Annotated in this window: 15 protein-coding genes; all 15 read left to right on the forward strand. The window is 55.7% G+C overall.

Translation table 11 applies throughout. The annotated features are described in order from the left end of the window. Positions 1–10: 10 nt before the first annotated feature. Positions 11–2038 (forward strand): Mu-like prophage major head subunit gpT family protein, encoded by a 2028-nt coding sequence (locus tag R8L07_11265; protein MDW3206104.1) that lies wholly within the window; start codon positions 11–13, stop codon positions 2036–2038. A 79-nt stretch (positions 2039–2117) separates the two neighbouring features. Further along, on the forward strand, positions 2118–2453 hold the full coding sequence (locus tag R8L07_11270) for a DUF2190 family protein (protein ID MDW3206105.1): 336 nt from the start codon (positions 2118–2120) through the stop codon (positions 2451–2453). Further along, on the forward strand, positions 2453–2767 hold the full coding sequence (locus tag R8L07_11275; protein ID MDW3206106.1) for a hypothetical protein: 315 nt from the start codon (positions 2453–2455) through the stop codon (positions 2765–2767). The genes R8L07_11270 and R8L07_11275 overlap by 1 nt, the downstream gene beginning before the upstream one ends. Then, complete coding sequence (locus R8L07_11280; GenBank protein ID MDW3206107.1) at positions 2764–3414, forward strand: DUF6441 family protein; 651 nt, start codon at positions 2764–2766, stop codon at positions 3412–3414. Before R8L07_11275 ends, R8L07_11280 begins: the two co-directional genes overlap by 4 nt. A 3-nt stretch (positions 3415–3417) precedes the next feature. After that, entirely contained in the window at positions 3418–3852 is a 435-nt protein-coding gene (locus R8L07_11285; GenBank protein MDW3206108.1) for an acyl-CoA transferase, read from the forward strand. 26 nt (positions 3853–3878) lie between these two features. Next, positions 3879–4829: a phage tail tube protein gene (locus R8L07_11290; protein MDW3206109.1), complete on the forward strand. Its 951-nt coding sequence runs from the start codon at positions 3879–3881 to the stop codon at positions 4827–4829. Beyond that, positions 4826–5338: a hypothetical protein gene (locus tag R8L07_11295; GenBank protein MDW3206110.1), complete on the forward strand. Its 513-nt coding sequence runs from the start codon at positions 4826–4828 to the stop codon at positions 5336–5338. The genes R8L07_11290 and R8L07_11295 overlap by 4 nt, the downstream gene beginning before the upstream one ends. A 29-nt stretch (positions 5339–5367) precedes the next feature. Then, positions 5368–5550, forward strand: a complete 183-nt coding sequence (locus R8L07_11300; protein ID MDW3206111.1) for a hypothetical protein — start codon at positions 5368–5370, stop codon at positions 5548–5550. Beyond that, the gene (locus R8L07_11305) at positions 5550–8096 is read left to right on the forward strand and encodes a phage tail tape measure C-terminal domain-containing protein (protein ID MDW3206112.1); all 2547 of its coding nucleotides are present in this window, start codon (positions 5550–5552) and stop codon (positions 8094–8096) included. The genes R8L07_11300 and R8L07_11305 overlap by 1 nt, the downstream gene beginning before the upstream one ends. Before the next feature lie 18 nt (positions 8097–8114). Further along, positions 8115–8594, forward strand: a complete 480-nt coding sequence (locus R8L07_11310) for a hypothetical protein (GenBank protein MDW3206113.1) — start codon at positions 8115–8117, stop codon at positions 8592–8594. A gap of 12 nt (positions 8595–8606) precedes the next feature. Next, on the forward strand, positions 8607–9467 hold the full coding sequence (locus R8L07_11315) for a hypothetical protein (GenBank protein MDW3206114.1): 861 nt from the start codon (positions 8607–8609) through the stop codon (positions 9465–9467). Between the two features lie 11 nt (positions 9468–9478). Next, on the forward strand, positions 9479–9877 hold the full coding sequence (locus R8L07_11320) for a hypothetical protein (GenBank protein ID MDW3206115.1): 399 nt from the start codon (positions 9479–9481) through the stop codon (positions 9875–9877). 14 nt (positions 9878–9891) lie between these two features. Further along, positions 9892–10458 carry a hypothetical protein gene (locus R8L07_11325; protein MDW3206116.1) on the forward strand — a complete coding sequence of 189 codons (567 nt, stop codon included), beginning with the start codon at positions 9892–9894 and terminating at the stop codon, positions 10456–10458. Between the two features lie 2 nt (positions 10459–10460). After that, positions 10461–11804: a hypothetical protein gene (locus tag R8L07_11330; protein ID MDW3206117.1), complete on the forward strand. Its 1344-nt coding sequence runs from the start codon at positions 10461–10463 to the stop codon at positions 11802–11804. Between the two features lie 2 nt (positions 11805–11806). After that, positions 11807–12244 (forward strand): hypothetical protein, encoded by a 438-nt coding sequence (locus tag R8L07_11335; protein ID MDW3206118.1) that lies wholly within the window; start codon positions 11807–11809, stop codon positions 12242–12244. The last annotated feature ends 20 nt before the right edge of the window (positions 12245–12264 follow it).

Below are 12264 nucleotides of genomic sequence, written 5' to 3' on the forward strand. Positions count from 1 at the left end.
TGAGGATCAGATGGATAAGACCATTGAACTCCCGGCCATGCGCCGGGCGGCGGAGCTTGCGCCGAATTCAGCGGACCAGGAGGCTCGGACTATTGATGTGGTTTGGTCCACTGGCGCTCGGGTTCGTCGCCAACCCTTTCTGGGAGACCCTTACGATGAGGATCTAAGTCTGGATCCGGACCACGTTCGTCTGGAACGGCTGAACGGAGGGGCCCCTTTCCTAAAGGTACATGAAACCGGTGAGCTGAACGCTGTTATTGGCTCGGTTGTCCCAGATAGCGCCCGCCTTGAAAACGGTCAGGGCATTGCGACGATCCGGTTCTCCGAGCGTGACGAAGTCGAGCCGATCTGGCGCGACATCGTGGCAGGACACATCCGGGCCGTTTCCATTGGTTATCAGGTTCACCGCTACGAGGTGAGCAAATCAGAAGCGGGCAGGGAAGTCTGGCGAGCTGTTGATTGGACGCCTTTTGAAATCTCTGCCGTGCCTGTTGGCGCAGACCCTGCCGCAGGTTTCCGATCCAACCACACCACCCAAACACATGAGTGCGTCGTGCAACGTGGCGACGCTGATGATTGCAGCAAAAGGAATTCCACCATGCATGACGACGATATCCCCACCACCGAGGAAACCGATATGACCGAAGGTACCGTGAGCACAGAGGAAGCTCCCAAGGTTCAGGTGTCGCAGGAGAAGCGATCTCTTGAGCAACGAAACAAGACGCCTGATGTCCAAAAATCCGATGCGGAAGCTTTGGTCACCAAGGCCCGTGATCTTGAGCGGGAACGTGTCTCGACCATCTTTGATCTGGCAGGTAAGCTTGATCTGGAACGCAGCTTTGCCGACGATCTGGTGAAACGCGGTGTCTCCCTTGAGGACGCGCGTAAGGTCATTCTTGATCAGGTTGCCGCCAAATCCGAAGAAACACGAACCTTCTCGCAGGTTTCCGTTCCTCTGGGCGGTCAGGATGAACGTGTGACCCGTCGTCAGGCAGTGACCAATGCGTTGTTGCATCGGTACAGCCCGACCTTGTTCCCGTTGGAAGATGCTGCCCGTGAATATCGTGGCATGACCCTGATGGAATTGGCACGGGAAAGCCTCGCCAATGTGGGCGAAAATACCCGAGGCCTGTCTCGGGATGAAGTTGCGACCCGTGCGCTTCACTCCACGTCGGATTTCCCGGAGATTCTGGCCGCCGTCACCAACAAGACGCTTCGTCAGGCTTACGATGCTTATCCCCGGACCTTCACGCATTTCTGCCGACAGGTTCTGGCCACGGATTTCAAGGCCATGCACCGGGTCCAGTTGGGCGAAGCGCCTCAGCTCTTGAAGGTCAACGAAAGTGGCGAATTCAAGCGGGGGACGCTTGGCGAGTCCAAGGAAAGCTACCGCATCGAAACCTATGGGCGGGTGGTTGCAATTACCCGACAGGTTTTGATCAACGACGACCTCGACGCCTTTACCCGGATTCCCGCCATGTACGGCAATTCCATCGCTCAGCTTGAAAGCGACGTTGTGTGGGGCATCATTACCTCCAACCCGGCAATGGCCGACAACAAGGCACTCTTCCACGGCGACCATAAGAACCTGGCCGGGACTGGTGCTGCGCTGTCGGTGGATGCCGTTGGTGCGGCTCGTGCCTCCATGGCCAAACAAACTGGTCTGGATAAGAAGACGGTTTTGAACATCCGTCCGTCTTTCCTCATCGTCCCCGCCGCTTTGGAATTGAAGGCCGAGCAGATGGTGGCACAGAACATTGTACCCGCCGACACCGCCAATGTGGTGCCTCAGTCCATTCGCACGTTGTCGCCGATTTCTGAACCGCGTCTGGATGCGTTGAGTGAAACGGCTTGGTACTTGGCGGCAAACCCGAACCAGATCGACACCATCGAATATGCCTATCTGGAGGGCCAGCAAGGAGCCTACATCGAAACCCGAAACGGTTTCGATGTGGACGGCGTTGAGATTAAGTGCCGATTGGATTTTGGAGCCAAAGCCATTGACTGGCGTGGACTGTTCAAAAACCCCGGCGCGTAACACGGGCTTTTCATAATCATTTCTGACGAGACGGGCGGCCAATAGGTCGCCCTTCGTCTTTTGGAAAAGGAAACCTTCCATGAAAAACTACATTCAACCCGGCAACACCCTCACGCTTGCAGTTCCCTACGATGTCGTTTCCGGCGGGGGCTTCCTGCTTGGCGGTATTTTCGGTGTCTCCAACATTAGTGCGGTTGCTGGCGAAGAGGTCGAGACAAGCCTTGTTGGGGTCTTTGATTTGACCAAAGCTGCGTCTCAAGCCTGGAGCGCTGGTGACAAGGTTTATTGGGATGACAGCAATAAGGTCGTTACCAAAACGGCGACAGGTAACACCCTTATTGGTGTGGCCGTTGAAGCCGTTGGTGGCACAGCCAGTGAGACCATTGGGCGTGTTCGCTTGAACGGCAGTTTCTGATGACTGCTGTGGGCATGGCGATGGATGTGCTGTTTGCCGATCCGAATATCGCATCTGACGGTCTCTACATTCCGTCCGGTGAAGATGCCGTGCCTGTACGTCTCATCGCTCGACGGCCAGATGAAATTATTGGTTTTGGTGAAACCCGGGTTCTTTCAGAGACAACTCTGTTTGATGTCAGGGTTTCTGAAGTGCCTGAGCCAAGGCCTGGCGACCGAGTGACTTTCAATGGAAGTAGCTATGTCGTGCAGGGGGAACCTGAACGCAAAGATCCTGATCGATCGGTTTGGACACTGGATGTGAGGCCTGCATGAAGCTCGCGGCCTCCATTGCCGGTTCCATGAAAGCCGATCTTAAAGCTGAATTACGCCAGATTGAGAAAGCGGTTACTGGTGGGGTTAAAGATGCCGGTGACGGGCTCAAGGGCAGTCTTCGGCGTCAGGTGATTTCTGCTGGACTGGGAACAAGGTTGGCTCGCACATGGCGAAGCCGGGTTTATCCCAATAAGGGCTACGATGCAGCGAGCCTTGTCTGGTCAAAAGCACCGCAGATTGTTCGAACCTTTGATCGAGGAACGGTCATCAAAAGCAAATCTGGCTTTTGGTTGGCCATTCCAACGGCTGTGGCTCCGAAGCGAGGTGTTGGGGGAAAACGGATAACACCATCCAATTTTCCTGAGCATCGGTTTGGGCCACTGAGGTTTGTCTATCGGCGTGGACAGCCTTCCTTGTTGGTCGTCGATGGCGTTCGTGTGAGCGGCAAGACCGGTCGTGTTGGACGTCGTGCCAAAGGTGGCTCGTTCACCAAAACAGGTCGCATCAAATCGGGGATCACCACGGTAGTGATGTTTGTGATGGTGCCGCAGGTAAAAATACCCAAGCGACTGGATGTACGCCGCGCAGCGGAAAGCTGGTCTCGCCGAACACCGCATCTCATTGATCGCCATATGCCATCGGAGTAGGTCGTGTCTTCGAAAACTGAGCAAATCTTGGGAGCTTTACAGTCGGCTCTAAAGGCCATTCCTGGTGTCACTGTCGAACGTAATTCAGCTGTGCCTGAGAAAATCCCGTCGGCTGGACTAATCATCCTTCGCGATGGCATCGCCGATGAGCCGGAACTGCCTTTGGGCGGTTTCGGCGGGGTCTATTGTCGCCAGGATGCAGAGATTGAGATCTTTGTCGAAAACGGTGATGCCGCTGCCCGCGACGCAGCCTTCGACACCCTGCTGCAGCAAATCGGCACCGTTCTTGATGCCGATCCAACACTGGGTGATTTGGTCTTCGGCATGACCTACAGCCGCCCGGAAATCGACACTGAGGCGGTGATCGGTGGCCCAGCTATCAAGGCTGGCACACTGATCGTCGCCATTGAGTTTGAAGCCGACACCCCCCTCGGCTGATCTTTTGACAATCTAGGAGAATACCGATGGCCCGAGCCTTTGGTTCGAGCGCCACGCTGCTGCTCAAGCGGGAAACCGCTTATGGGCAAACGGCCAGTGGCGACTATATCCGCATGCCCTTTAATCGCTGCACTCTGGGTTCCGAACAGGGCCTCATTGATGATCCTGTTTTGGGACAAGGCCGCGATCCGCTGGCCCCCTTGCAAGACGTCATCAATGACGAAGGTGAAGTGGTGGTGCCGATGGATCCGCGCTATCTCGGGATTTGGCTCACCGGCTTGTTTGGCGATCCGGTTACCACGGATAACGGTGATGGTACGTTTGACCATGTGTTTGCTTCGGGAAATGATGCTTTGCCGAGTTATACGGTCGAGATCGGCATGCCTCAGGTCCCGGCTTTCTTCCAACATACCGGCGTTGTGCTGGGATCCATTGCGCTGGAGTTTCAGAGATCGGGCGCGGCGGCGGCAACACTTGGGGTGATTGCGCAAGGGGAGGTTCGCAACGATACGTCTCTAGGCGGAACACCAACATCTCTCGCTTTTACAAGGATCAGCCAGTTTCAGGGCTCTATTACCCGGGGCGGTAATCCGATCGGTAATTTGACCGGTGGGTCGCTCAATTACTCGAACAACCTCGAGAAAATCGAAACCATCCGCTCGGACGGCAAGATCGATGGGGCCGATCCCACGGTGGCGGCTTTGACGGGTCGCATTGATGTGCGGTTTTCCGATACCACCCTGATTGATCTGGCGGCAAATGGTGCGCCAGTAGATTTGACCTTCGGCTACACCGTTGGCAACGCCAGCGTCATGTTCGCTGCTCACGAGGTCTACTTACCGAAGCCAAAGTTAGCAGTCGATGGTCCTGGTGGTGTGCAGGCGAGTTTCGATTTCCAAGGGGCTCGCAATGAGACCGCAGGGCGCATGCTCGATGTCACCCTCATAAACGATTTGGATGGGAGCGACTACGCATGATCTCCTTAAAACAACCCAGTGAACCGTTCGACATTGAGCTTCCTTATGGTGTCTCGGTTACTGCCAAGCCCCTGACCACGGCTGGTATGGCGGCGGCCCAGGCTTCTGCTCGTCGACGTATTGAAGGATTAGAAATTCAAAGCAAGGAATTGTCAGAAGCGGGTTTAGCTACCGAGGGCTTGCCGGATTTTTCAGTTGATGCCGAGCGAGATGGTCTGTTTCAGGACCTCTTGATCAAAGAATTAGCTGTTCGCCATATCACAGCTTGGTCTGGCATTGAGGATGACCCGGACGTTACGCCGGAAAACGTCGTGGCACTGATGTCGCTCTATCCCGTTGGAGAGCGGTTCTTTCAGGAATTCACCCTGAAGCAGGTGTTGCTCACTGCCGCAAAAAACGGATCCGGGCTCTCTGCCGCTGGCACTTCCAGCCAGGCGGAGGGCCCAGTTACTGCCAAGCATGCGAAACGGACTGCGGACAAGCCTGTCCAAGACGCCGATACGCCCTGATCACCGATGAAGAACATGAAGCCTGGGACGTGCTGCAAGCCTGTCTTGGTCAGATGCGCGTGACGACGTCAGGCCATGTGCTCGGTATTGATCTGGGCGTGGCTCTTCAAATCGCGAAGGCCCGTGGGGCAGACCTTTTGATCATGTCTGAATTGTTGCAGGCGGCAGAGCCCGGATTGGTCGAAGCTTTGAACACACGAGAAGAAACCTGATGGCCAAAGCCAAACATACGTATGCGGTCCGTCTCGCCGTCGAGGGTGGCAATAAGGTCAAGGCCGAGCTCGTCAATGTGGGAGAAAGTGGCGAGCGATCCCTTAAAAAGATCGAACGTGCCGGTGGTAAAGCCTCTCTTGGCCTGTCTTCCCTTGGCGAACGTGCCAGAATGCTCACCACGGGTATGCGGGCACTCGGCGGCGCTTTGGTTGGAGCGGCTGCTGTGGGTGGTCTCGCGACACTGATTGATCGTTCTATCTCTGCCGCTGATGCCATCGGGAAAACGGCGGATAAGCTCGGCGTTGGCATTGAGGCGCTCCAAGAACTGCGTTTTGCCGCTCAGTTGGCGGGCGTCCAACAACAAACCCTCGATATGGGATTGCAACGTTTTACTCGGCGTGTGGCCGAAGCAGCCAAAGGCACGGGCGAGGCCAAACAGGCTTTGACCGATATGGGCATCGCTCTTCGTGACCAGCACGGCAACATCCGTCGTTCCGAAGATTTGTTGAACGATGTGGCGGAGGCCTTTAAACGCACCGAAGACCCTGCCGAGCGACTGCGTCTCGCCTTCAAGCTGTTCGACAGTGAAGGTGTGGCCATGGTGAATATGCTGGTCGGTGGTGCAGATGCGCTGGAAGCGACCCGACGACACGCCCGTGATCTCGGGATTGTTTTGGAAGAGGACCTGGTCCGCAATGCGGAGAAGGCTCGCGACCAGTTGGACACTTTGGGCAAGGTGGTTTCTGCCAACCTGACCCGGGCGATGTTAGATCTGGCTCCGGCCATTACAGACATTTCCTCCGGGCTTGCCGATTTGGCTGCTGATGCGGCGACCGCCTATGAGCAGATTAAGCTCGCCTTATCTGGTGATTTCAATTTCGAGGGTATGTCGGAACGTTCGACGCGGCGCATCGTTGAAGAACGCCGCCAAGAACTTCAAGAAATCGCTCGGGAGCTCAATGAAATCGGTGATATCGGTTTTATGGATGACCCCATTGCCTGGGGTCGCAAGGTCGCGTTGGAACGCCGACTTCAGGAGCGGGTGGAACAATACCGCCAATGGGCCGCCAAGCTTGCCTGGATGCAAAGGGATGATGGCGATAATGCGCCAGCACCCGATGGCACGACCACACCCGATGCCATTGAGGCCGATATTCGTTCGGCTCAGGACCGGTCTCGACGGATTGCTCAGATTGAAACCGATCTTCAACGCCAGCTTTTCGAGGTCACCCATCAAGGGGCAGATCGCATTCGGGCTGAATATGAGCGCCTCGTTTCTGAAATGCAGGGCTTGATCGAACCGGGCGGTGGTAATCTGGATCAGGTTGGCGCAATCATGGCCCGTGCGGCAGCTGTTCGTGATTCCAAACTATCCCGTCTGGCTGAACAGGAAGCCGAAGCCGAGCGCAGAAAACAGGCTGCGAATACCCGGATCATTGAAGGGCTGAGGGCCGAGCGTGATGAGTTGGCATTGACTGATCGCCAACGATTTATTTCTCAGGCGCTTCGGCGATTGTCTGCCGAGGCGACGGACGCCGAACGGGCTCAGGTTCGAGACCTGGCCGGTGCGCTCTTTGATGAAAAACAGGCCATTGAGGCCAGGACAAAGGCCGAAGAGGACGCAGCGCGTATCCGTGAACAAGGCAAAGCTCTGACAGAAGAGCTTCGAACAGCAGAGGAAGCCTATGCCGCCGAGGTCAGAAAACTAAATGAGCTGTTGACCGCAGGAGCCATTGATCAGGAAACCTTCGCTCGGGCCTCTGAGCGGGCTTATGACCAAATGCTCAGTGCCAGCAAGGACTGGTCGGCTGGCGTTGTCCGGGCCTTGCGAGACTATGCACGGGAATCATCCGACGCGGCCCAGCAATTTGAGCAGGCCACATCCCGAGCTTTAAAAGCCAGTGAGGATGCCTTCGTTCAATGGGCGACCACCGGCAAGGTGAGCGCGACTGATCTATTTAATTCCATCGCGGAGGAAGCCTTGCGGACCGCCTATCGCATGGCGGTCATCAAGCCCTTCGGGGCCTTGTTTGAAGGCATTTTGGGTTCGATCGCCGGAAGTCTTTTCGGGGGATCTTCCGGTATGGTCGGAGATTTCCCTGCACCGGGGCCTGTGCAAGTAGCGCATGTCGGTGGCGTCATCGGATCTGATCCTTTGCCGAGCCGACCAATACATCCGACGGTCTTTGACAATGCACCCCGATTTCATGGAGGCGGTGTGGTTGGCAATGAAGTGCCAATCATTGCCCAACGTGGCGAGACGGTTTTCACGCCGGGGCAGATGCGAGTGCTCAGAGCTGGTCTTCGGGGCTCTGAACTGGGTCAAAAGCCGGAAGTTAAGGTCAATGTCCATGTCGATAACCGTGCCCCGGGAACCGAGGCCAGAGCGCAGTGGCGTTCTGATGGCGGCGGTGGGCTCAGGCTCGATATTATCGTGGAGCAAATAGAGGGCCAGATCGCCCGGAACATCGGTCGCGGCGAAGGCTTGGCTCCGACCATGGAACGACGCTACGGGCTCAATCCGGCAGCAGGGGCGTATCGATAATCAGAAGGGCCTAAACAAATGACAATCACCTGGCCCAAGACCCTGCCGCTTCCAACGATTGATGGATATGGAGTCCATCCTGGCGAAGCGATCCTTCGCACTGAGATGGAGGCGGGCCCCGCTCGCCAACGTCGGCGTTTTACGCAGGTGCCGTCACGGATTTCTGTGCGTTGGCTGTTTCGTCGCGAGCAATTTGCACTCTTTGAAGCCTGGTATCGCTGGCATGCCAAGGAAGGTGGCGAGTGGTTCGAAATTGATCTGATGGGTGGGCTTGGCCTTGTCGGCCATGAAGCCCGATTTACGCGCCAATTTGAAGCCCGACTGAAAAACGGTGTTCTCTGGGAGGTCACTTCTGATCTCGAGATTCGTGAGCGTCCTACATTGGATGGGGATGCCCTCGATATCTTCCTTGAGAATGATCCTGCTCTTTTGCTGTCGACCATCGCTGATTTGAACACCCTTGTTCATCAAAAACTACCGGGTCCAATGACCTGGTAAGGGAAGTTTTTTATGTCTTTGCAAACTGATTTGGCGGCTGCCGTAGCGCAAACCACGGCGGACGGCCAGCTGCTGCATCAAATCGTCCATGGTGATGACCAATCCGTTGTCCAAACGGAAGGCGGAGCCGTCAAAACCGTGGCCAAGGCCATGGCCGACGTGGATGCTCAATTGCAGGGCAGCCTCACGACGCTTGATGAGATGGTAGCTTCGGCAACCGAAAGCGAAGCGCAGGCTGCCACCAGTGCGGTCAATGCTCAGTCCCACGAGCAAAGTGTCTCCAATAGTGCTGTGGCCGCAGCGACTTCGGAAACCAACGCCGAGATCAGTGCTCAGTCAGCGTCGGGTAGTGCCGATGCCGCAGCATTGAGTGCTGCAAACGCCCAAACTTCTGAAACCGGAGCCGCTTCTTCAGCAACGGCTTCTGGCCAAGCTCAGGTGGCGGCTGAACAAGCTGAGGTTAATGCGGTGCAATCGGCACAAGCCGCTGCAGTATCTGCCGTGGCAGCAGAAACCGCTTCCAGCTCGGCCACCAATTGCCAGGGTATCGCTCAAGGACGTGCAGAGGCGGCGGCTCTTTCTGCTGAGAGCGCTACGACTTCTGAAACAAACGCAGCGAATGCTGAGACTAATGCTGCCCAGTCGGCGGGTCAGGCCGCAGCCTCGTCTTTTGCTGCACGCTCGTCTGCTGATGAAGCGCAAACAGCGGAGACCAATTCAACCTTCTGGGCCGGTGAAGCGGAAAGTGCGGCTATCGCAGCGGAAGCGGCGGCGGTCATTGTCGCCAATGCCACCGGTCTTGATCTGCAAACCCTGATCGTATCGGCCAGGCGTGGATCGGACTATCGCGCCCTTGGCATCGAACTGTTCTGAGAGAACCTGAGATGACGACCCTTGCCCACTATCAAACGCTCAAAACAGCCGAAGCCAATGCGCTCTCGGCCATCAACGCCAAGCTGGACCAGCCCAACCTCCGCATGGATGACTTCGCCCTCATGGTGAAGGCCATGGAGCTCATGGAAAACATCCATGACCCGTTGGCCTATGAGGCCTTAAAGCAAAAGATCGCCCAGAAATCCGTCGGGTTCTATTCCCCGGATTTGAGCGGGGAGGATTTGCTGATGCTGACCCGGGCCACCCGTATCGGCGACGTGCCTTTTGGTGGCGAAGAGCGCTGGAAGCTGATGAACCGGGATGAATGCAATTTGGACCTCGCCGGTGACGTCATGGTCGGTGAGCGCTCTCTCGAAGCCTTTGGCGAAAGCGTCCTTGAAAATCTGTAATTGGAGAAACTTCCATGCCCATCACCATCCCACCCATTCCGGATACGTCGCCTTTTGCGACCTTCGATGAAGACATCGATATCTTTAACAATTCGAAGGCCAAGGACATTCCGGCCAAGCTGAAGGCCATCACCGAAGCTTTGAAGGCACATATCAATACACTCTGGCTGGCCACGGCGACCGGGTTTGTGAACGACACGGTCATTGCGGATCTGAATACGGCGCTCGCCAACATCGAAGCCTTCAACAATGACTTGGAAACCGAGATCAATGATCAACTGGCCGAGTTTGAAGTCAATCTGGGGAACTACTTGGGCACTGGGGCTGGTTATTCGGTGGATGCGGCCAATGCGGCCTTGTTCACCGGCACCATTGTTTCCGGTGATCTGACCTACGACAACCTGGGCCGGGTCGTCTCTATCCAGCAAGGCCCTCGTCTCGTGGACAACATCACCTATGACGATCAGAGCCGGATGACGGGCTATGACGAGATGCTGAGCATTGGCGGCATCGACTACGCCCGCAGCTTCACGTTCACATACACGCCCGATGGGCAAATCGACGCCATCATGGAGGTCTGACGATGGATATTTTGACGTTTAACGCTGTCAAACAGCAGCAACATCACCTGAACACGGATCTCCTGGATCCGTGGAAACAAGCTGCGTTTGCCGTGGTGACCATGTCCAGTTCAGCACCTTGGGGCACCATTGTTTACAATCATTACCTTCAGGAAGTGGGCCGTCAAAACTATAACAACAGTGACTACACGCAAGGCTGTACAAGCAGCATGGGAACGGAATTCTTCAATAACTGGTATTCCTACGGTCAGACCAACTCAAACATTTCCTCGACGGATTCATCCTATGGTGACAATACAGCTCGCTGCGGTCATTTAGGGCATATAGCCCTGGCAGTTGCCTCTGATGGAACCATGGTTGGTCGTGCTGCACCTCATGCGGCGACGGCACTTCGCAATGTCGGCGTTTGGGTCAATAACAAGACCAATAAGAACCTCGCCTTGTTCATGGAAAACCAATATGCCGGGGTCGCACCCCGTGCCATCGCGCCGGGACGATTGTCTGGCACTGAGGGTTGGCACCTGGCCTGGACGGCAAACAAGTTCTACGCCCAGAATGATTTCGGCACCTACAACAAGTACGGGATGATCGGATACAACGAGAAGACCCGCACCCTTGTGATCAATGAAAACACCAATGGCGGGACGGGCATGCGGTTGCATGTCTACTCGAACGTGGCTCCTTTCGACATCCATGCCTCTGATCGCAAGACCTGGTTTGATGCTCTGGACGAGGCTAACCATACGTTCTTTGACTGGACGACAAACTCGGCTGGCTACAGCGAAAGTCTTTACCGTGCCGTTGTTGTACCTTGTGATGACGGCAAGGTGATCATCGTTCGGATGGAACCTCACAGCTACTGTATGCTGGATCGGTTCACGCCGGATGGTGCTGGTGGCTTTACGCAGGAATCGACCCATACACTGAGCACCACAACGTCCTATGGGATGGAACAGGGGGATCGCAACGGCATTCGCTTCCAGATCTCAAACGACGGCAAATATGTCATTTGTTACCAGCCCTATTACTACTACGGGGCCGGGGCCGAGGTGTTTCTGATCCGCGTGTCCGACGGCAAGTATGTGTTCTTGCAGCATCAGGACAGCAGTTACGGACGTTCATTCGCGCCAATCCGCGACAGTGACTTCATGATTTCCTATAGCCCGAATTCTGATAGCGGCTATGGCATCTACATGTCGCACATCGACACCAAGAGCATTTTTGAGGCGATTGCCGACAAGGGCGACATGAGCTCCAAGGTGCCGGGCTTCAATGTCTACATCTTCGACAGCGCCTATCACTCCACCAACTATCCCTACATCGTGCCGATCATAGGAGGTAACTAATCATGGTTGATAAAATCAGCTTTCCCCATAGCGACGACTGGGGCGTGATTGGCCCGAACGGTCAATTCAAGCTGCCTGTGCCGTCCAAGCTCGGTCACCGGTTTCAGTTGGTCGATGGCAAGGTTGTCGATCGCTATGGCGGCATTACCGACGAAGAGGTCAAACAGCAAGACGCCGATACCGTGGCATCTCAACAAGCGGCGGAATTGGATGCAGCTCGATCTGCTCTTGTTGGCCGAGTTAAATCAGAGGCCGGTGAACGGATCGCGGCGACCGATTGGAAGGTGGACCGTGCCAGAGAGCGCGATGCCTTGAACGGCACAACCACCTTGAAAGATGTCTATGCCGAGCGCGAAGCCATCCGAACCGCCAGTGATGAAGCGGAAACAGCCATTGCTGCGCTTGCCACATTGGATGAGATCCAAGCCTTCACCTGGTAGCCCTCGCATTTCCAATCGAA

It is taken from the genome of Alphaproteobacteria bacterium, from assembly GCA_033344895.1.
In the GTDB taxonomy this organism is placed as follows: Bacteria; Pseudomonadota; Alphaproteobacteria; order UBA8366; family Aestuariispiraceae; genus Pacificispira.